The organism is uncultured Alistipes sp. (assembly GCF_963931675.1).
Lineage (GTDB): Bacteria > Bacteroidota > Bacteroidia > Bacteroidales > Rikenellaceae > Alistipes.
In genome coordinates, this window is sequence record NZ_OZ007039.1 from 2213206 (window position 1) to 2231888 (window position 18683).

The window sequence follows — 18683 nt, forward strand, 5'->3', positions numbered from 1 at the left end:
ATGAGAATCAACAAGGAAGGATACAAGATTATCGGCATTTCGGGGGCCGTCTGCCTTCTGATCTGGTGGTTTTTCTACCGGATGCTGGTCAATGAATCGGGTGTCGCCTTGCTGTGGGGCGGTACGATATTCCTGCTGCTGTTCTGGTTCTTCATCGTGGCGTTCTTCCGCGAGCCGCGGCGGGTGCGGATCCATGATGCCGATCTGGTCTTTGCGCCGTGCGACGGCCGCGTGGTGGTGACCGAGGTGGTGAAGGAGACCGAATACCTCCAGGAGGAGATGCTGCAGATCTCGATCTTCATGTCGATCACGAACGTCCACATGAACTGGGTTCCGGTGGGCGGTGTCGTGGAGTATTTCAAATACCATCCGGGCCGTTTCCTGGTGGCCTGGCATCCGAAGTCGTCGACCGAGAACGAGCGGACGACCACGGTGGTGAAGATGCCTACGGGCCAGCGGGTGCTGTTCCGTCAGGTGGCGGGTCTGATCGCCCGGCGGATCATCTCCTACATGAAGGTCGGCAATCCCGTGGAGCAGAACAGCGTCTGCGGGTTCATCAAGTTCGGCTCACGGGTCGACATCCTGATTCCGAAGGATAGCGAGCTGCTGGTCGAGATCGGCGACCCGACGGTGGGCTCGCAGACGCCGATCGCGCGGCTGCGCAAGGTGGTGGATAACCAATAACCGGAAACCATGCAAACGACGCCTCAGACGGTTCTGAAATTCATCGTGGGCGCGGCGATCGCTACGGCCGTGCTCTTTCTGGTGTGGTATTTCTCGTCGATCGTCGTCTATATTCTGGTCTCGGCGGTGCTGGCCGTGATGGGGCGCCCGCTGGTGAAACGCCTCTCGGGGGTGCATATCCGCGGTTGGCAGATCCCGCGCTGGCTGGCGGCCCTGGTGACGCTGGTTGTGATCTGGGCGATCTTCGCGGCCTGCTTCTCGCTCTTCGTGCCGCTGGTCTTCAACAAGATCAACCAGTTCGCCCATGTGGACTTCGCGGCCGTCATGGCGAGTATCGGCGAACCCCTGGCTCGTGCGCAACTCGACCTGCAGCACCTTTTCTCCCTGCCCGAAAGCACCTTTTCGCTCTCCGAGGAGCTGACCGATGCCCTGCGGGGAATCATCGACTTCGATTCGCTCAACCTGATCTTCTCGTCGATCGTCAACCTGGTGATCTCGTCGGTGATCGCGATCTTCTCGATTTCGTTTATCACCTTCTTCTTCCTCAAGGAGGAGGGGCTTTTCTATGCAATGGTGACTTCGGTTTTCCCGGAGCACTACCATGAAAACATCACCCGGGCGCTGGATTCGGTGACGCTGCTGCTGGCCCGCTACTTTACGGGCATCCTGTCGGAGAGCCTGCTGCTGACGATTGCCGTGTCGCTGGTGATGATGACCTTCGGGATGAAGACCGTGGATGCCGCCTTCATCGGCCTGACGATGGGCATCATGAACGTCGTACCCTATGCGGGCCCGCTGATCGGCGGGATCTTCTCGGTCTTCGTGGGGATTGTGACGCCGATCGAGGGGATGCCCGTGGGGCATACGGTGCTGGTCATCATCTGCTCGCTGCTGGTCATCAAGGGGCTGGACGATTTCGTGCTGCAGCCGACACTCTATTCGGAACGGGTCAAGGCCCATCCGCTGGAGGTCTTTCTGGTGATCCTGATTGCGGGATCGCTGGCCGGGATCGTGGGGATGCTGTTGGCGATACCCTCCTATACGGTGCTGCGGGTCTTCGCCAAGGAGTTCTTCTCGCAGTTCAGTCTGGTGCGCAAACTGACGGAAAAAATCTGACGATGGAGCGTGTGATCGAGGGGGCGGAAAGAGATGCCGGGGCCGGGAAACACGGAGCCGGGAAACACGGGGCCGGGACGCGGGAAGCTGCTCCCGAAAGGCGCGTGATCGAAGGAGTGGTGGAGCATGGGCAGCGTTTGGGCCGCGAACTGGGTTTCCCGACGGCGAACCTGGCGGTTCCTGCCGGTTTTCCGCTTTCGGACGGGGTCTACCGTTCGCGTGCGGAAGTCGAGGGGCGCTGGTACGACAGCATGTCGAACCTGGGCTGCAACCCTACGGTAGGGGGCGGTAAACGGCGCCTGGAGACCCATATTTTCGGTTTTGCGGGCGAGCTTTACGGCAGCCGCCTGCGGGTGGAGTTGCTGGAAAAGATCCGCGACGAGCGGCGTTTCTCTACGCTGGAGGAGCTGCAGGCGCAGATCGCCGAGGACCGGGCGACGGTGTTGCATCTCCTGGGGAAATGACGGAAGGGGAGCCTTCGGATGGGCATTCCGCACAACCGCGCAGCTCCCGCAAAAGAGGATTTACCTAAAAAAAGAAAAAGCATATGTTTTTGGACAACACGCTTCCCTACAAGGTAGCCGACCTGTCGCTGGCCGAGTGGGGACGCAAGGAGATCGAGATCTCCGAACACGAAATGCCGGGCCTGATGGCCGTTCGCCGTAAATACGGGCCCCGGAAGCCGCTGAAAGGGGTGCGGATCATGGGATCGCTGCACATGACGATCCAGACGGCGGTGCTGATCGAGACGCTCGTGGAGCTGGGCGCCGAGGTGCGCTGGTGCTCGTGCAACATCTTCTCGACGCAGGACCACGCTGCGGCGGCCATTGCGAAGGCCGGGGTTCCGGTCTTCGCGTGGAAGGGCGAGACGCTGCCCGAATACTGGTGGTGCACGGCGATGGCGATGTCGTTCCCGGGCGGCAAGGGCCCGCAGCTGATCGTCGATGACGGCGGTGACGCCACGCTGCTGATCCACAAGGGCTACAAGGCCGAGAACGACGCCGCGACGCTCGACTACGCTCCCTCGTCCTATGAGGAGGAGGTCATCCTCGACACCTTGAAGCGGATTCTGGCCGAGGACCCGCAGAAGTGGCACCGCACGGTGGCCGAATGGAAGGGCGTGAGCGAGGAGACCACGACGGGCGTGCACCGCCTCTACCAGATGCAGGCCGCCGGAGAGCTGCTCGTTCCGGCGATCAACGTGAACGACTCCTGCACGAAGTCGAAGTTCGACAACCTCTACGGGTGCCGCGAGTCGCTGGCCGACGGCATCAAGCGCGCGACGGACGTGATGATTGCCGGGAAGGTGGTCGTCGTGTGCGGTTACGGCGATGTGGGCAAGGGCTGCGCGCGTTCGATGCGCTCCTATGGCGCCCGGGTGATCGTCACGGAGATCGACCCGATCTGCGCGCTGCAGGCGGCGATGGAGGGCTTCGAGGTGAAGACTGTGGAGAGCGCCCTGGCCGAGGGCAACATCTATGTCACCTGCACGGGCAACTGCGACATCATCACGCTGGAGCACATGGAGCGGATGCGCGACCAGGCGATCGTCTGCAACATCGGTCACTTCGACAACGAGATCCAGATGGCGCGTCTGGAGGCGTCGTCGGCCGTGAAGACGACGATCAAGCCGCAGGTCGACAAGTACACCTTCCCCGACGGCCACTCGATCTTCATTCTGGCCGAGGGGCGTCTGGTGAACCTGGGCTGTGCGACGGGCCACCCGTCGTTCGTGATGTCGAACTCCTTCACGAACCAGTGTCTGGCGCAGATGGAGTTGTGGGAGCAGGACCTCAAGGTGGATGTCTACCGCCTGCCGAAGCACCTCGACGAGGAGGTGGCGCGGCTGCACCTGGACAACCTGGGTGTCGAACTGACGCACCTGACGAAGAAGCAGGCCGACTATATCGGTGTCCCGGAAGAGGGACCCTACAAGGCCGACCACTACCGTTATTGAGGTAGGGCCTTTATGCGAAAAGCCCCGGGAGCAAACCTCCCGGGGCTTTTGCATTCAAGCGGTCGGCGGGCGGTGCCGGGGCTGCCGGGCTGCCCGATCCGATCAATATCCGAAGATCTCCTCCTGCGAGACGGTGCGGATGGGGCCGAGCGTCTTGAGGAAATTGAGGTCGAGGGCCTTGATGTCGCCCAGAATACCGTAGGTGTAGGGGCGATCCTTGACCCACTTCTGCTGCGTGGCCTTCACGTCGTCGATCGTCATGTTCTGCACCTGTTCGAAAACCAGCCGGTTGGGATCCTCCGAGAGCCCCAGACGGCGCAGGGCGAGGTAGGAGTTCAGGACGCCGATTCCCGTGGTGCGGTCGGTACGCAGGCGGGAGATGATAGCCTCCTTGGCGATGTGGAAGGCCGCATCCGATTCGGGCATCTGGTTGATGATCTCGTCGAAGGCCTCGATGGCGGTCTGCATCTTGTCGTTCTGCGTGGCGATGAAGGCGATGTAGTTGTAGCTGTCATCGGCATAGGAGGGGGTTCCGAGCCATGCCTGGGCCGTGTATGCCAGACCGCGGGCCTCGCGCATCTCCTGGAAGCAGATGGAGTTCATGCTGCCGCCGAAATACTCGTTGTAGAGCGTGATTTCGGGTTCGTTCTTCACGTCGAACGCCTCGCCGCGGTTCGAATACTGCAGGTAGTAGAGCTGGTTGGCATCGTACTGTGCCAGCACGACGCTGCTCTTGTCCGTGCGCTGCATCTTCGGGTGGCTCTTTTCGAGCGGCGCAAGCACCTCGGCCGCCTTGTGGCACGCGGCGATGCTGGCCTTGACCTGATTCTCCTCCTGCGGGCCGTAGTAGAGCACCTCGTGCTGTTTGTTCATCAGGTCGCGGACTGCGGCGATCAGCTCCTCCGAACCGAGTGCCATGAGCGCCTTGTTCGAGAGGGTCGTGCGCTTGATGTACTCCTCGCCGTAGAACATGTAGCGCTGCAGGGCTCCGAAATTCTGGCCCTGGTTGAGCTTGGCATCGGCGCGGGACTTGATCAGGTCCTGCTTGAGGTTTTCGAGGATGGCCTCATCGGCAACGGCCCCGGCAATCAGCCCCTCAACGATCTCCATGGCCTTGGGCATGTTCTCGCTCAGACCCGAAATCGAGATGAAGCTCTGGTTGCTGCCGGCGCGCATCGAGAAGGAGCAGGCGATGTCGTACATCTCCGAAGCGATCTGCTCGGCACTCATGGCCTCGGTCCCGAGATAGCTCAGGTAATCGAAGGCCAGCGAGAGGGCGGGATTGTTTTCGGTACCCGTATCGAATACGTAGTTGAGCGTGAAGATGTCGTTCAGTTCGTTCTTCTTGTAGAGGACGTGGATTCCGTCGCGGAGGTCGAACTGTGACATCTCCTTCTGGTAGTCGACGAAGACGGGCTCGATGGGCTTCACCTTGGAGTTCTGAATCTCGGTCAGGAAGGCGCTCTGCATGTCGCGGTTCGTCACGATCGGGGTGATCTTCGGAGCGGCGATCTTCTGCACGTTCTTGTCCTCGCCTTCGCGTTTGTAGACGATGGCGTAGGCGTTCTCGCCGAGGTACTTGTTCGCCCAGTCGACGACATCCTGCTTGGTGATCTTCGACATGCGGTCGATCTGCGCCACCTCGTCGGCCCAGTCGGTCCCGGCGATGAACGACTGCACGTACATGTCGGCCCGCGAATCGTTGTCCTCGTAGGCCCGCATCATGTAGAGTTTGAAGTTGTTGATCGATGCCTCGATGAGCTTCTCGTCGAAATCGCCCGAACGCAGTTTGGCCACTTCGCCGAGGAGCAGGTCGCGGACCTCTTCGAGCGACTGTCCGGCCTTGGGGCTTCCGCCGAGGAGGAACGAGCTGTAGTCGGGCTGTCCGGAGTATCCGCCGTAGGCGCTGAGGACTTTCTGCTGCTGGTTGAGGTCGAGGTCGATCAGTCCGGCCTGTCCGTTGCTGAGGATGGCGCTGGCGATCTGAGCGACGTCGTTCGGGTCGGTCGAGCCGCCCGGCAGACGCCAGCCGATCATCACGTTGGCAGCCTCCAAACCGTAAACCTCCCGCACGACGGGCTCGGTGATGGGCTCTTCGGGCTTGAATTCGAGTTTCGGGAGGTTCTCGTTGGGCTGCATGTCGCCGAAATACTTGTCGATGGTGGCGATCACCTCGTCGGGATTCAGGTCACCCGATAAGCAGATGGCCATGTTGTTCGGAACGTAGTAGGTCTTGTGGTAGTTCCGCACGTTGGTGATCGAGGGGTTTTTCAGGTGCTCCTGCGTGCCGAGTACGGTCTGCGTGCCGTAGGGGTGGTTGGGGAAGAGCGCGGCGTCGAGTGCCTCCCAGACCTTGCGCGCGTCGCGTGTGAGCGACATGTTCTTCTCCTCGTAGATGGTCTCCAGCTCGGTGTGGAAGCCGCGGATTACGGGGTTGCGGAAGCGGTCGGCTTCGATCTTCGCCCAATTCTCCACCTCGTTCGAGGGGATGTCCTCGACGTAGACGGTCATGTCCTGCGAGGTGTAGGCGTTGGTTCCGTTGGCACCGATGGCGGCCATCAGCTTGTCGTATTCGTTCGGGATGGCGATCTTCGAAGCCTCGTAGCTGATCGAGTCGATGCGGTGGTAGATGGCCGCGCGCTCAGCCTCGTCAGAGGTCTTGCGGTAGACCTCGAAGAGCTGTTCGATCTCGTCGAGCAGGGGTTTTTCGGCGGCGTAGTCCGAGGTCCCGAAGTTGGGCGTACCCTTGAACATGAGGTGTTCGAAGTAGTGGGCCAGACCGGTTGTTTCGGCGGGGTCGTTCTTGCCGCCGACGCGCACGGCGATGTAGGTCTGGATGCGGGGCGTCTCCTTGTTGACGCTCATGTAGACTTTCAGACCGTTGGGCAGGGTGTAGATCCGCGTGTTCATCGGATCCCCTTTGACGGTCTCGTACTTGTACTTGCTGCACGACGATGCGAGCAGGGCAAGGACCACGACGACCAGAGTCAGCAGTTTTTTCATAGGGATATTGTTTTAAAAGAGATTAGTCAGCCAGTTCCAGAACGCGGGCCAGAAGTCGGCGACGACGTGGACGAGGATGCCGACCGCGACGATGAGCTTGATTCCGGTTCCGACGAAGAAGGAGAGGAAGGATCCGAATCCGACGACGAGGGCCTTGGCGAAGTCGCTGCGGTCGTTGACGAGCTCTCCGATGACGGCGCCGACGAAGGGCCCGAGGATGATCCCGACGGGTCCGGCGAAGAATCCGACGAAGATGCCGATGGTGGCACCGATGGATCCGGCGCGGGAGCCTCCGAACCGCCTGGTCATCCAGGCCGGGAGGAAGTAGTCGGCGGCGCAGACGGCGATGCAGACGGCGAGCCAGATCCAGATGGCCGCGGCACTCATCTGCGAATAGGAGGTGAAATAGGAGCAGAGGAGTCCTCCGTAGGAGAGGATTGTCCCGGGGAGGACGGGGACGATACACCCTGCGATACCGAGTATCGCGAGGATGAAAGCGCATATCGAGAGCAGAATATCCATGGGCGGGTCGGTAGTCAACCGGAGACAAAGATAGGTATTTATACGAAAAAATCTCCTTCGGGGAGGAGATTTTTACGGGTTTTCGCCAGGCGGCCGGTCCGGGGGGTTACTTAACGAGCCGGTTTGTGGCCGTGTCGGGGAAGATGACCCAGGGTCGGAACTGCTTGGCGTCCTCGAAATCCATCAGGGCGTAGGAGGCGATGATGACCACGTCGCCGACTTGGACCTTGCGGGCTGCGGCTCCGTTAAGGCAGATGCAGCCGCTGTCGCGTTCACCCTTGATGATGTAGGTTTCGAAACGTTCTCCGTTGTTGATGTCCATGATCTGGACCTTTTCACCTTCGATCATGTTGGCGGCCTCCATCAGGGCCTCGTCGATGGTGATGCTCCCCACGTAGTTGAGGTCGGCCTGGGTGACCGTCACGCGGTGGATTTTCGATTTGATGACTTCGATCTGGAATTTCATTATCGGATACGTATGTTGTCGATTAAACGGATGTCGCCGGCCTGTACGGCGATGCAGCCCTGAATGCGGCCGGAGTCGCTCCAGGCGCGGACCTCCTGCATCGTGCGGGCGTCGACCGACTGGTAGTAGATGACCTTGAGCAGGGGGTTGCCCTCCACCTCCTTCACGACCCATTCCTTGAGGGCTTCGGGATCGAGCGTGTGCGACATTTCGACGGCACGGCGCAGCGTGGCGTAGATGTGGGGTGCGGCGGCGCGGTGCGGGGCGTCGAGGAGCTGGTTGCGCGACGAGAGGGCCAGTCCGTCCTCGCCGCGGACGATGGGGCACTCGACGATCTCGACCGGGAGGGCGAGTTGTGCGACCATGGCGCGGATGACGGCGATCTGCTGGAAATCCTTCTCGCCGAAGTAGGCGCGTGCCGGTCGCACGATGACGAAGAGCCGGCTGACGACCTGGGCCACGCCGTTGAAGTGTCCGGGGCGGGTAGCACCCTCCATGACCTTGTCGATCTGTCCGAAGTCGAAGACGCGGGTGTCGGGTTCGGGATAGATCTCCTCGACCGGGGGCATCAGGACGAAATCGGCCCCGGCCTCTTCGAGCAGGCGTTCATCGGCCTCCGGGGTGCGGGGGTAGTGCTTCAGGTCGTTTTTGTCATTGAACTGCGTGGGGTTTACGAAGACGCTCACGACGACGGTCGGGTTTTCACGCCGGGCGCGCTCCACGAGCGAGCGGTGTCCCGCATGGAGGGCACCCATCGTGGGGACGAAACCGATCCCGGACTGCTCCGTGCGATCGAGTTCGGCGCGAAGCTCTTTGACGCTTGTAAATACTTTCATCTCTGTAAGATTACCGAGTTGCGGGGGCAAAGGTAGAAATTCCCGCAGACATAACGAAGGAAAATTTCAAAAAATGCACTATCTTTGACGGAAACTAACGTTTTCACCAGCATGAAAAGGCTTTTTACCATTGCAACCATGAGTATTACGATTTGCGCCGCCACCTCGTGCGGCGAGGGGACGAAGGGCACGGCGCCGTGGATCGTCGACCGGTTCGACGATATCAAGGTCATACGCTATGAAGTTCCTGGTTTCGAGACGCTTCCGCTCGAACAGAAGGAGCTGGTCTACTACCTTGCGGAAGCTGCGAAGTGCGGCCGCGATATTCTTTTCGATCAGAACTGCGTGGCGAACCTGCCGGTGCGTCGGACCCTTGAGGTGGTCTACGAAAACTACGCCGGGGACCGCACGACCGCAGAGTGGAAGGCCCTGGAGAAGTATCTCAAGAAGGTATGGTTCGCCAACGGCATCCACCACCACTATTCGAACGACAAGTTTACGCCGGAGTTTACGGAGGGCTACCTGCTGGATGTCATCGAGACGATCCCCGAGGAGAAGTTCGGCGAGCTGAATGCCCTGCGGGAGATGGTTTGCATGGCGATTTTCGATCCTGCGAAGTACCCCACGCGGCTGAATCAGCGGGCGGGCGACGACCTGTTGCTCACTTCGTCGAGCAACTACTACCGGGGCGTTTCGCAGGCCGAGGCCGAGAGCTTCTATGCCGGGATGGCGGCTGCCGACGCCAAGGACCCCGAACCGGTCTCCTACGGGCTGAACAGCCAGCTGACGAAGGACGAGGCCGGGAAACTCGCCGAGCGGACGTGGCGGGTCGGCGGCATGTATTCGGCGGCCATCGAGCGGATCGTCTACTGGTTGGAAAAGGCCGAATCGGTAGCGCAGGAGCCGCAGAAGTCGAATATCGCGGCGCTGATCGCCTACTACCGGAGCGGTGACCTGAAGGAGTTCGACCGCTATAACATCGGCTGGGTGCGGGATACGGTTTCGAACGTTGATTTCGTGAACGGCTTCATCGAGACCTACGGCGATCCGCTGGGTTTCAAGGCGTCGTGGGAGGCGAACGTGAACTTCGTGGATTCGGCGGCCTGCCACCGCACGGATGCGATCTCGTCGAATGCGCAGTGGTTCGAGGACCACTCGCCCGTGGACCCGCAGTACCGCAAGAAGGAGGTGAAGGGCGTTTCGGCCAAGGTCATCACCGTGGCGATGCTGGGCGGCGACTGCTACCCCTCGACGCCGATCGGCATCAACCTCCCGAACGCCGACTGGATCCGCAAGGAGTACGGTTCGAAATCGGTCACGATCGACAACATCACCTATGCCTACGACCAGGCGGCGCACGGCAACGGCTTCAACGAGGAGTTCGTGCTGCGGGCCGAGGACCGCGAGCGGATGGACAAGTACGGCAAGCTGGCCGACGACCTCCATACGGACCTGCACGAGTGCCTGGGCCACGGTTCGGGGCAGCTGGCGCCGGGCGTGACGGGCTCGGAACTGCGCAGCTACGGCTCGACCCTGGAGGAGGCGCGTGCCGACCTCTTCGGGCTCTACTACCTCGGTGACGAAAAGCTCGTCGAGCTGGGTCTTGTGCCGTCGTTCGACGTGGCGAAGGCCGGTTATGCCGACTACGTGATGAACGGCCTGATGACGCAGCTGGCGCGCATCGAGCCGGGCAAGAACATCGAGGAGTCGCACATGCGCAATCGCAAACTGATCTCGGAGTGGTGCTACGAGCGGGGCAAGGCCGAGAACGTGATCGAACTGGTCAGGCAGGACGGCAAGACCTACGTGGTGGTGAACGACTTCGGGAAGTTGCGCGGGCTCTTCGGGGAGTTGCTCCGCGAGGTGCAGCGCATCAAGTCGGAGGGTGACTACGAAGCGGGCAAGGAGCTTGTGGAGCGCTACGGCGTGCAGGTGGACCCGACACTTCACAACGAGGTGCTGGAGCGCTACGAGGCCCTGCACATCGAGCCTTACGGCGGTTTCGTGAACCCGGAGTATGAGCTCGTCGAGCAGGACGGCAAGGTCGTCGACGTGAAGGTCAGCTACCCGGCCAATTACGTGGAGCAGATGCTCGACTACTCGAAGAACTACTCCTACCTTCCGAACGTCAACTGACGCGTCGCGCAAGGAACGACAAAAGGGCCGTGCGGAGGCACGGCCCTTTTTGTGCCCGGAAGCCAGCCCGAAGGTCTGCCCGAAAACCTGCTCCTCGGGTGATTGCCGACTCGGGGATCTCCTCTCCGCAAAAAAAGGACGCACCCTTGTCAATAAGGAGTGCGTCCCGGGTGTTCCGATCTCCGGAAGCCTTATTCGGCGACCTCTTCGAACTGGTCCTTGCCGACGCCGCAGACGGGGCAAACCCAGTCTTCGGGAATCTCTTCGAACGCCGTTCCGGGGGCGATACCTCCGTCGGGATCGCCGACTGCCGGGTCGTAAACCCAGTCGCAGACTACACAACGATACTTTTTCATCTTTTTCGTGTTTTAAATGGTGAATAATGGTGTGGATATGCAAATAGATTGCCGGAATCACTCCGGCCGGGTTTCGGTTGTTCTGCCCGCCGCTTCCCGATGTCTTTCGGCGCCATTCCGGCTGTTTCCCGACTCCTGGGCCTCCTGTTCCGGGCCCTCCTCTTCCTCGTCGACCTCATCGTCATTGGGGCGGTTTCCGCCGGGCGGGGTGAGTTCGGCGACCAGCCGGTCGGCATCGGCGCACGAGACGTAGAGCCGGTCGTCGTAAATATCGGTGACCTCGACGAAATTGCGCCACTCCGAGGCGTAGATCCTCACGCGGTCGAGCCTCCGCAGGTCGATGAAATGCCCGTAGTATCCGAAGAATCCGTATCCGCCGAAGATGGGCAGGAACCACTTCATGCGGCGTGTCTCGACGCGGCGCACCGAGGCGATTTCGTCGCGGCGGATCTCGGTGATGTCCAACAGGCAGCGCACCTCGACGCGATCGTCCGAGACAACGATCTTGCGGGGAATCGAGAGGGCCATCAGGGCGATCAGGGCGACGATGAACGAGGTGAACCATGCCGAGAGATAACCCCCTTCGTAGAGGTGGTAGAGCGCCCAGCCCAGCAGTGCGAAGACGGCCAGGTAGAAGATCGACACGTAGATCGTGCGACGGGAAAAACGGTATTTGTAGACGCTCAGCATCGGTTGGTTTGCGAATGGTTGGTATTCGGGTTTGTCCGGTCGGGGTTATTCCGTCTGTTCGAGGCGCCGGTCATTGGCTGCGGCTTCTGCGGCTTCTGCGGCCTCTGCGGCGGCCTCCTGGCGGGCGGCGAGGATGGCTTCGGCGATGGCGAAATCCTCGGGGGTGGTGAGTTTGAGGTTACTGCGTTCGCCCGGTGCGAGCGAGACGGGGTAACCGGCGGCCTCCACGACCGAGGCATCGTCGGTGAAACTGCTCCGGAACTCCGCGCCGTAGGCTTCGCGCAGGAGCCAGCTCCGGAAGACCTGAGGGGTCTGCACGATGCGCAGGCGGGTGCGGTCGACGGGGTGCGAGCGGGGATCCGCAGCCTGTTCCGATCCGGCATCCAGCTCGCGGAACGAATCGACGGGCTCCACGACGGGAATGGCGGCTCCGTACCGTATGGCCGTCTCGACCACACGGCGGATCATCTCCGCCGTGCCGAGCGGGCGCACGCCATCCTGGACGGCAATCAGGTCGGGATCGCTCTTCAGGGCCTGTAGCCCGCAGCGCACCGAGTCGAAACGCTCGGAGCCACCCGCCGTGATGCGGTGCGGCGCCACGTCGAAACGGGCCTTGAGGTTCTCCCAGAAGGGGATGTGCTGTTCGGGGAGCACGACGGCGATCTCGGCTCCGGGCAGCGCTGCGGCGAAGGTGCCGATCGTGCGGGCCAGCACGGGCTCTCCGCCCAGCAGCCGGAACTGCTTGGGAATCCCCTCTCCCATGCGGCGGCCGCTTCCCCCGGCCACGATGATGACTGCGGTGCGTTCCATAAGCGGACTATTTCTGATCCTCGGCTACCGGGGCTGCGGCGGCATCGGGCAATACGAGCGAGTCGAGTCGGGTGATTCGCTCTTCGGGTTTCACGTCGCCGTTGAGTTCGGCCATGATGCGGTCGCGGACGAATTCGAAGAGTGCGCGGTTCTCTTTCGAGATGGGTTCGGCGGGTTCCGAGGGGATCTTCAGCGGGTCGATGGGCGTGCCGTTCTTCCAGACGCGGTAGTCGAGGTGGGGGCCCGTCGAGGCACCGGTCGAACCGACGTATCCGATCAGCTGGCCCTGCGAGACGCGCGTCCCCTTCGAAATGCCCTTGGCATAGCCGCTCAGGTGGAGATACCCGGTCTGGAGGTTGCCGGGGTGCTTGATCTTGAGGGTGTTGCCGCCACCGCCTCCCCAGCCCTTGAAGATCACCACGCCGTCGGCCACGGCGTGTACGGGGGTGCCCTTCGGCGCGGCGTAGTCGACACCGGTATGGGGGCGGTAAACCTTGTAGATGGGGTGTTTGCGGGCGTAGCTGAAGCGCGAACTGATGCGCGAATACTTCAGCGGGGCCTTGAGCATCTGTTTGCGGAGGCTTCCGCCGTCGGCCTCCCAGTACTGGATCTTGCCGCCCTGGCGGAACGGGATGGCGTAGAACTCCTTGCCGCTCTGGACGAATTTCGCGCCCCAGATGCGCCCGATGCCGACCGAGACGGTGTCGTCGATGAACCGCTCGTCGTAGATCACCGTGAAGCTGTCGCCCTTCTGGATGCCGAAGAAGTCGACCGTCCACTGGTAGATCTCCTCCATTTCGGCGGCGAGGGCGTAGGGGAGCTCCTGTTCCATGATGGCGCCCCAGAGCGAGGAGTTGATCACGGCGCTCTTCTTCGTGCGGCGCAGGGTGTATTCCTTGCAGTCCTTGCGTACGGAGACCGAGTCGTTGTCGTGGAATCCGAAGACGACATAGTCGGTGACGGAGACTTCGTATGCGAGCCAGTCGAGGTGGGGGGCATAGAGCGAATCTTCGTGGATGAAGGCCGTGAACTTGTGTCCGGGGCGGATGTTGCGCAGGGGGAAGACATCCCGGGAGGCTTTGTCCAGCCGGTCGACGGCGAGGGCCGAGATGCCGAAACGGTTGAGGATTCCGCCCATGGTTTCGCCGTTGGCGACCTCACCGGTTTCGGTGCGGTAGTTGTCGGCGTCGATACCGTAGAGGAGGTTTTGGGGTTCGGCCGTTTCGGCATTATCGTTGTCGGTTGCGGCGTTGCGGCCGCAGGCGGCGGCTCCGAGCAGGAGCAGCGCCGCGAAGGCAGTTTTCAGATTTTTCATAGTCGAAGCAAAGATAGTAAAAAAAACGGATTGCGGGAATCGGGAGTTCCGGATTTTGCGGTGGAGCCTTTCCTTGGGCCGGGAATGGGCGATGCCGGTTGTTTTGCGGGGGCGTCGGTCGGTTTTGGAGCGTTTTTTGCGGGTCGGAGAGAGAATTGCGGTTTCGGGTTTGGCGATCCGGGGAATAATTTCTATCTTTGAACATTATCTGTTCAAACCGGTAGAAAAATGCTCAAATGCCTGCTTGCGCCTGCGGCTTTCCTCTATAAGATGGGGGTGACGTTCCGTCACCGTCTCTTCGACTGGGGCATCCTCAAAAGCGAGCGGTTCGACATCCCGATCATCTGCATCGGCAACATCACCGTCGGCGGTACGGGCAAGACGCCGATGGCCGAGATGGTGATCGCCTACATGGCGCAGATGCACCGCGTGGCGCTGCTCTCGCGCGGCTACGGGCGCCGTACGAAGGGCTATCTGGAAGTGCGCACCGACTCCCACTACCGGGATGTGGGGGATGAACCCCTGCAAATCAAGTTCAAGTTCCCGGATACGGTGGTCGTGGTGTGCGAGAAGCGCGCCGAGGGAATCCGCCGGCTGCGTGCCGAACACCCCGAAGTGGACCTCATCGTCATGGACGACGGATTCCAGCACCGCTACGTGGAGCCGAAAATCAACGTCGTGATGATCGACGCCACGCGCCCCGTGCAGCACGACCGGATGCTGCCCGTGGGGACGTTGCGCGACCTCCCGGAGGAGCTGCACCGGGCCCACTATTTCGTGGTGACGAAGTGCCCCGAGCACATGGCGCCGATCGACCGGCGGATCCTGCGCAAGGTGCTGATCCAGGTGGCCTACCAGCGGGTCTACTTCACGCGCTTCGAGAGTTTCATCCCGCAGCCGCTCTATGCGGACGAGGCGCCTTCGGAACCGCTTGCCGGGGGGCGTTCGGTGATCGCACTCTCGGGGATCGGGAATCCGGGTCCGTTCTTGCAGTCGCTGCGCGAACGCTACAAGGTGGTTGCGGAGATGACGCTGGACGACCACCATGTCTACAAGGTCCGGGACATGAACGCGCTGAAGGCGCTGCTGGCGAAGTATCCCGGGGCGGTGATCGTCACCACGGAGAAGGATGCCGTAAAAATGACCAACCGGGCGAAAATCCCGTCGGAAGTCCGCCGGGCGCTCTACTACCAACCGATCAATATTTCATTCATAGAGGATTCGGCAACGGATTTTCTGCAAAAATTAGAAGAAGATGTTAGAGGAAATTAAACGAACCGCCGCCTTCATCAAGGCGCAGACTCAAGACTTTGCTCCCGAGGTGGGAATCGTACTGGGAACCGGACTGGGCGGCTTTGCCGACGGAATCGAGGCGGTCCATACGTTGGAATACAAGGATATTCCGGGATTTCCGGTTTCGACGGTCGAGGGCCACAAGGGCCGCCTGATCTTCGGGCGGGTCGCAGGCCGCAAGGTTGTGGCCATGCAGGGCCGTTTCCACTACTACGAGGGCTATACGATGCAGCAGGTGACTTTCCCGATCCGGGTGATGCAGCAGCTGGGCATCCGTTACCTTTTCGTGTCGAACGCTTCGGGCGGGATCAACACCTCGTTCCGGGTGGGCGACCTGATGGTCATCACGGACCACATCAACCTGATGCCCAACCCGCTCATCGGGCGCAACATCGCCGAACTCGGCCCCCGTTTCCCGGACATGCACAACTGCTATGACAAGGATCTGATTGCCGCAGCGACGCGCATCGCCGAGGAGGAGAACATCAAACTCCAATACGGCGTCTATGTGGGCGGCACGGGCCCGACGTTCGAGACGCAGGCCGAGTATCGCTATTTCAAGGCGATCGGCGGAGATGCGGCGGGCATGTCGACGGTTCCGGAGGTGATCGTGGCCCGTCACATGTCGATTCCGGTCTTCGGAGTTTCGGTCATCACGAACTGCGGCCTTTCGGACGAGGTGGGCGACCACGAGGACGTGCAGCTTCAAGGCCGGAAGGCGGGCGTGAAGATGGAACGGCTCTTCAAACGGATGATTAAAGAACTGAAATAATGGTAAACAAGGTAATCTTGATCGGCAACGTGGGCATGGACCCGGAGGTCCGCACGTTGGAGGGTGGCGCGAAGGTAGCGCGCGTTCGTCTGGCGACGACCGAACGGTTGTACGACCGTCAGGCGAACGAGACGAAGGAACATACCGAATGGCATACGATCACGTTGTGGCGGGGTCTGGCGGATGTGGTTGACCGCTACGTGCGGAAGGGCTCGCAGATCTATGTCGAGGGGCGTCTGCGCACCCGCGAGTGGATGGACAAGGATAACAACAAACGCTATACGACGGAGATTCTGGCCGATACGATGAATCTGCTGGGCCGCCGTTCGGACAATCCGGCTTCGGACGGGGCCTCCTCCTCGGGATACGGCTCGCAACCGCAGGGCGGCTACCAGCAAGGGGGTTACCAGCAGGGCGGTGCTTCGGCGGGAGGATACTCGCAGCCGCAGGCTCAACCCCAACCCCAACCCCAACCGCAGCAGCAGGTCACTCCTCCGGCGGACGATCCGGACGACCTGCCGTTCTGATGACCTGCCTTCCGCGGGATACTGTTCGCCCCTGCCGGTTATCCGGCAGGGGCGTTTTTGCCGGGTTCCGGAACGAATGGCTGGGAGTTCTCCGCTGAAGTCGTCTCTCTGCCCCCCTCCTTCGTTCAACTCCGCTCCCGGAGACGAGCTCCTCTAAAACCAACTTTTCTCCGTTTCGCTGGCCGCGGGGCGCTCTTGGGCATAAGGATCATAATGGGGAATGCGGCAGCCGTACTCTTTCAGGGATGCTATCCGGCCGTTTTGCCACTCGATGACCGAGATGCCGTCGAAACGCTCCGTCCGCCCGTCATCCATGCGGTCCTCGAAGAACCATTCGATATAACTCCGTTCTTCGGCGTGGGTGTAACGCCGGATCTCCCAAGCGATGACCCGGCCTCGGGTGTTCCACTCCCGAAACCAGTGTTCGACGGCTTCGCTCCCGCGGTATTCAGGTCCCCAACTCTCGGTATAGAGACAATCCGGAGTAAAAAGTTCCTCTATCGCCGGCTCCTCCTTGCGGAGCCACATGCCGAACCAATGTTCGATTTTTCGTTCGCGTTCCTTCGGGTCCATTGCCGTTACTCTTTTTTCCGGATCTTCAGCCGCTCCCACAACCCCTGCGGGATCAACTTCCAGCCGAATACCAGCCAGGCATAGCGGCGGTCGATCACCACCCGCCGACGGGGTTTCCGCAATACCTGCATGATGCTGCGGGCAACCTTTTCGGCGGGCATCAACATCGGGTAGTGCCCCTCCCTGGCCAACAGGGGCGTGGCGACGAATCCGGGACGGATGTCCGTAAACCGGATTCCGTACCCTTCCATGCGGGCGAGTTGCGAGAGGGCGTCGATGTAGGTGTTCTGCATCCGTTTGGTGGCAGAGTAGGCGGGTGCTGCTCCGAGGCCTTTGGTTCCGGCGATCGAGCTGATGACGGCGATGTGCCCGCCTCCGCGGCTGCGGAAGTACCCGAATGCGGCGACGACCATCCGCACGAACCCTTCGCCGTTTGTCCGAAGGGTTTCGAGTTCGATATCGGGCCGAAGTTGGGTGTTCTGGCTGCCGATTCCCGACGAATGGAAGTAGGTATCCATACCTCCGAGGCGCTCGATAAGCCGATTCAGCCGTTCGGGAGCATCTTCGTGCGTGATGTCCAAGGGTTCGACCTCGACCTGCCCCGGCGCTTCGGCCCGCAACGCTTCGAGGGCTTCGAGCCGCCGTCCGGCAGCCCCTACGCGCCACCCTTCGCGGATGCAGAGCCGGGCGGTTTCGAGTCCGATGCCGGAGGTAGCGCCTACGATGACGATCCGTTTCATGGCGAACAGGTTTTCGGTTTTCTCCGGACAAGATACGACATGTCTTCGGGATTTGCAACTCCGGTCGGCAGAATCCGCCGTCGGACAAAAGAAAAAGCCCCGCAGGGCTTTTTCAGGATGAGTGGAACGGGGTCTATCCGATTTCGTCGGATTTGTACTGCACGCATTCGATTCCCACGCGGCGCAGGAGGTCGAGTCCCTCTTCCGAGCGGTAGTCGTCCGAATAGACCACACGGCGGATTCCGGCCTGGATGATGAGCTTCGAACACTCGATGCAGGGTGCGGCGGTGATGTAGAGGGTCGAACCGTCGCAGTTGTTGGCGGATTTTGCGACTTTGGTGATGGCGTTTGCCTCGGCGTGAAGGACGTAGGATTTGGTTTTTCCGTTTTCGTCCTCGCAGATGTTCTCGAAACCCGAAGGGGTACCGTTGTAGCCGTCGGAGATGATCATCTTATCCTTGACGATCAGTGCTCCGACCTTGCGGCGGACACAGTAGGAATTTTCGGCCCAGATGCGCGCCATGCGGAGATAGCGCAGGTCGAGTTGGTGCTGTTTCTCTTCCTGATAACCCATAGGTCTTTGGTTTGTCGGTTTTATGAATAGACCCGGAAGGCGCATTTCCGCGGCCTTCCGGATCACTTTTATTCGGTTGAAGGAGCCTCTCCCCAAAAAGGGGCAACGGAGATTCAGAACCCCGTTGCGGCTCTATCCCGGGTTTGGGTTGGCAGGGCCGCTGACGACCAGAACCCCGTTGCGGCCCCATCCCCCATAAAGGGGTTTTCTTAAAACCCTAGGGCAACGGAGGTTCAGAAACCCGTTGTAGCTTCATCTGGGTGGAAGGGCTGCTGACGGTCTGAAACCCGTTGTGGTTCTATCCCCCACAAAA

General features: G+C 60.9%; 19 protein-coding genes. 8 read left to right on the forward strand and 11 right to left on the reverse strand.

Translation table 11 applies throughout. The features are described from left to right. From ABGT65_RS09370 to ahcY, 4 genes are all read left to right on the forward strand, one after another. Positions 1-684 carry a phosphatidylserine decarboxylase family protein gene (locus ABGT65_RS09370; RefSeq protein WP_346701614.1) on the forward strand — a complete coding sequence of 228 codons (684 nt, stop codon included), beginning with the start codon at positions 1-3 and terminating at the stop codon, positions 682-684. A gap of 9 nt (positions 685-693) precedes the next feature. Continuing rightward, positions 694-1800 (forward strand): AI-2E family transporter, encoded by a 1107-nt coding sequence (locus tag ABGT65_RS09375; protein WP_346701615.1) that lies wholly within the window; start codon positions 694-696, stop codon positions 1798-1800. Positions 1801-1802: 2 nt separating this feature from the next. Beyond that, entirely contained in the window at positions 1803-2264 is a 462-nt protein-coding gene (locus ABGT65_RS09380; protein ID WP_346701617.1) for a riboflavin kinase, read from the forward strand. A gap of 83 nt (positions 2265-2347) precedes the next feature. After that, on the forward strand, positions 2348-3757 hold the full coding sequence (gene ahcY, locus ABGT65_RS09385) for an adenosylhomocysteinase (RefSeq protein ID WP_346701619.1): 1410 nt from the start codon (positions 2348-2350) through the stop codon (positions 3755-3757). A gap of 102 nt (positions 3758-3859) precedes the next feature. Here ahcY and ABGT65_RS09390 read toward each other — a convergent pair whose 3' ends face one another. From ABGT65_RS09390 to panC, 4 genes are all read right to left on the reverse strand, one after another. Then, positions 3860-6760 (reverse strand): insulinase family protein, encoded by a 2901-nt coding sequence (locus ABGT65_RS09390; protein WP_346701621.1) that lies wholly within the window; start codon positions 6758-6760, stop codon positions 3860-3862. Between the two features lie 12 nt (positions 6761-6772). After that, positions 6773-7282, reverse strand: a complete 510-nt coding sequence (locus tag ABGT65_RS09395; protein WP_346701623.1) for a DUF456 domain-containing protein — start codon at positions 7280-7282, stop codon at positions 6773-6775. 106 nt (positions 7283-7388) lie between these two features. Continuing rightward, the gene (panD, locus tag ABGT65_RS09400) at positions 7389-7748 is read right to left on the reverse strand and encodes an aspartate 1-decarboxylase (RefSeq protein WP_346701624.1); all 360 of its coding nucleotides are present in this window, start codon (positions 7746-7748) and stop codon (positions 7389-7391) included. After that, positions 7748-8584 carry a pantoate--beta-alanine ligase gene (panC, locus tag ABGT65_RS09405; RefSeq protein ID WP_346701626.1) on the reverse strand — a complete coding sequence of 279 codons (837 nt, stop codon included), beginning with the start codon at positions 8582-8584 and terminating at the stop codon, positions 7748-7750. Before panC ends, panD begins: the two co-directional genes overlap by 1 nt. A 138-nt stretch (positions 8585-8722) precedes the next feature. Here panC and ABGT65_RS09410 point away from each other — a divergent pair, with 138 nt between their 5' ends. Then, positions 8723-10720, forward strand: coding sequence for a dipeptidyl-peptidase 3 family protein (locus ABGT65_RS09410; protein ID WP_346701627.1), 1998 nt, complete (start codon positions 8723-8725; stop codon positions 10718-10720). 191 nt (positions 10721-10911) lie between these two features. Here the strand turns inward: ABGT65_RS09410 and rd are convergent, their stop codons facing one another. From rd to ABGT65_RS09430, 4 genes are read right to left on the reverse strand one after another with little or no spacing between them, the layout of a single operon-like run. After that, positions 10912-11076 (reverse strand): rubredoxin, encoded by a 165-nt coding sequence (gene rd, locus ABGT65_RS09415; protein ID WP_087260986.1) that lies wholly within the window; start codon positions 11074-11076, stop codon positions 10912-10914. 57 nt (positions 11077-11133) lie between these two features. After that, the gene (locus ABGT65_RS09420; protein WP_346701629.1) at positions 11134-11766 is read right to left on the reverse strand and encodes a PH domain-containing protein; all 633 of its coding nucleotides are present in this window, start codon (positions 11764-11766) and stop codon (positions 11134-11136) included. Positions 11767-11811: 45 nt separating this feature from the next. After that, positions 11812-12576 carry a 2-C-methyl-D-erythritol 4-phosphate cytidylyltransferase gene (gene ispD / locus ABGT65_RS09425; protein WP_346701630.1) on the reverse strand — a complete coding sequence of 255 codons (765 nt, stop codon included), beginning with the start codon at positions 12574-12576 and terminating at the stop codon, positions 11812-11814. A 7-nt stretch (positions 12577-12583) separates the two neighbouring features. Beyond that, complete coding sequence (locus tag ABGT65_RS09430) at positions 12584-13891, reverse strand: peptidoglycan DD-metalloendopeptidase family protein (protein WP_346701632.1); 1308 nt, start codon at positions 13889-13891, stop codon at positions 12584-12586. A 228-nt stretch (positions 13892-14119) separates the two neighbouring features. Here ABGT65_RS09430 and lpxK point away from each other — a divergent pair, with 228 nt between their 5' ends. Genes lpxK through ssb form a run of 3 tightly spaced genes read left to right on the forward strand, consistent with a single transcriptional unit; the run spans position 14120 to position 16483 of the window. Beyond that, positions 14120-15163: a tetraacyldisaccharide 4'-kinase gene (lpxK, locus tag ABGT65_RS09435; protein ID WP_346701633.1), complete on the forward strand. Its 1044-nt coding sequence runs from the start codon at positions 14120-14122 to the stop codon at positions 15161-15163. Continuing rightward, positions 15147-15956, forward strand: coding sequence for a purine-nucleoside phosphorylase (locus tag ABGT65_RS09440; RefSeq protein WP_346701635.1), 810 nt, complete (start codon positions 15147-15149; stop codon positions 15954-15956). Before lpxK ends, ABGT65_RS09440 begins: the two co-directional genes overlap by 17 nt. Continuing rightward, entirely contained in the window at positions 15956-16483 is a 528-nt protein-coding gene (gene ssb, locus ABGT65_RS09445) for a single-stranded DNA-binding protein (protein ID WP_346701637.1), read from the forward strand. The genes ABGT65_RS09440 and ssb overlap by 1 nt, the downstream gene beginning before the upstream one ends. Before the next feature lie 153 nt (positions 16484-16636). On the opposite strand, the gene ABGT65_RS09450 is transcribed toward ssb, so the two are convergent. The 3 genes from ABGT65_RS09450 to ABGT65_RS09460 all read right to left on the reverse strand — a co-directional run bounded on the left by ABGT65_RS09450 (position 16637) and on the right by ABGT65_RS09460 (position 18370). Beyond that, the gene (locus tag ABGT65_RS09450; protein WP_346701639.1) at positions 16637-17056 is read right to left on the reverse strand and encodes a nuclear transport factor 2 family protein; all 420 of its coding nucleotides are present in this window, start codon (positions 17054-17056) and stop codon (positions 16637-16639) included. A gap of 5 nt (positions 17057-17061) precedes the next feature. Next, the gene (locus ABGT65_RS09455) at positions 17062-17796 is read right to left on the reverse strand and encodes an SDR family NAD(P)-dependent oxidoreductase (protein WP_346701641.1); all 735 of its coding nucleotides are present in this window, start codon (positions 17794-17796) and stop codon (positions 17062-17064) included. 133 nt (positions 17797-17929) lie between these two features. Then, positions 17930-18370 carry a dCMP deaminase family protein gene (locus tag ABGT65_RS09460; protein ID WP_346701643.1) on the reverse strand — a complete coding sequence of 147 codons (441 nt, stop codon included), beginning with the start codon at positions 18368-18370 and terminating at the stop codon, positions 17930-17932. Positions 18371-18683 lie beyond the last annotated feature (313 nt).

What these genes read in the sequence shown, in the direction of transcription:
- ABGT65_RS09370 (WP_346701614.1), top strand. Translation starts at nt 1, where the DNA reads ATGAGAATCAACAAGGAAGGATACAAGATTATCGGCATTTCGGGGGCC.
- ABGT65_RS09375 (WP_346701615.1), top strand. Translation starts at nt 694, where the DNA reads ATGCAAACGACGCCTCAGACGGTTCTGAAATTCATCGTGGGCGCGGCG.
- ABGT65_RS09380 (WP_346701617.1), top strand. Translation starts at nt 1,803, where the DNA reads ATGGAGCGTGTGATCGAGGGGGCGGAAAGAGATGCCGGGGCCGGGAAA.
- ahcY (WP_346701619.1), top strand. Translation starts at nt 2,348, where the DNA reads ATGTTTTTGGACAACACGCTTCCCTACAAGGTAGCCGACCTGTCGCTG.
- ABGT65_RS09390 (WP_346701621.1), bottom strand. Translation starts at nt 6,760, where the DNA reads ATGAAAAAACTGCTGACTCTGGTCGTCGTGGTCCTTGCCCTGCTCGCA.
- ABGT65_RS09395 (WP_346701623.1), bottom strand. Translation starts at nt 7,282, where the DNA reads ATGGATATTCTGCTCTCGATATGCGCTTTCATCCTCGCGATACTCGGT.
- panD (WP_346701624.1), bottom strand. Translation starts at nt 7,748, where the DNA reads ATGAAATTCCAGATCGAAGTCATCAAATCGAAAATCCACCGCGTGACG.
- panC (WP_346701626.1), bottom strand. Translation starts at nt 8,584, where the DNA reads ATGAAAGTATTTACAAGCGTCAAAGAGCTTCGCGCCGAACTCGATCGC.
- ABGT65_RS09410 (WP_346701627.1), top strand. Translation starts at nt 8,723, where the DNA reads ATGAGTATTACGATTTGCGCCGCCACCTCGTGCGGCGAGGGGACGAAG.
- rd (WP_087260986.1), bottom strand. Translation starts at nt 11,076, where the DNA reads ATGAAAAAGTATCGTTGTGTAGTCTGCGACTGGGTTTACGACCCGGCA.
- ABGT65_RS09420 (WP_346701629.1), bottom strand. Translation starts at nt 11,766, where the DNA reads ATGCTGAGCGTCTACAAATACCGTTTTTCCCGTCGCACGATCTACGTG.
- ispD (WP_346701630.1), bottom strand. Translation starts at nt 12,576, where the DNA reads ATGGAACGCACCGCAGTCATCATCGTGGCCGGGGGAAGCGGCCGCCGC.
- ABGT65_RS09430 (WP_346701632.1), bottom strand. Translation starts at nt 13,891, where the DNA reads ATGAAAAATCTGAAAACTGCCTTCGCGGCGCTGCTCCTGCTCGGAGCC.
- lpxK (WP_346701633.1), top strand. Translation starts at nt 14,120, where the DNA reads ATGCTCAAATGCCTGCTTGCGCCTGCGGCTTTCCTCTATAAGATGGGG.
- ABGT65_RS09440 (WP_346701635.1), top strand. Translation starts at nt 15,147, where the DNA reads ATGTTAGAGGAAATTAAACGAACCGCCGCCTTCATCAAGGCGCAGACT.
- ssb (WP_346701637.1), top strand. Translation starts at nt 15,956, where the DNA reads ATGGTAAACAAGGTAATCTTGATCGGCAACGTGGGCATGGACCCGGAG.
- ABGT65_RS09450 (WP_346701639.1), bottom strand. Translation starts at nt 17,056, where the DNA reads ATGGACCCGAAGGAACGCGAACGAAAAATCGAACATTGGTTCGGCATG.
- ABGT65_RS09455 (WP_346701641.1), bottom strand. Translation starts at nt 17,796, where the DNA reads ATGAAACGGATCGTCATCGTAGGCGCTACCTCCGGCATCGGACTCGAA.
- ABGT65_RS09460 (WP_346701643.1), bottom strand. Translation starts at nt 18,370, where the DNA reads ATGGGTTATCAGGAAGAGAAACAGCACCAACTCGACCTGCGCTATCTC.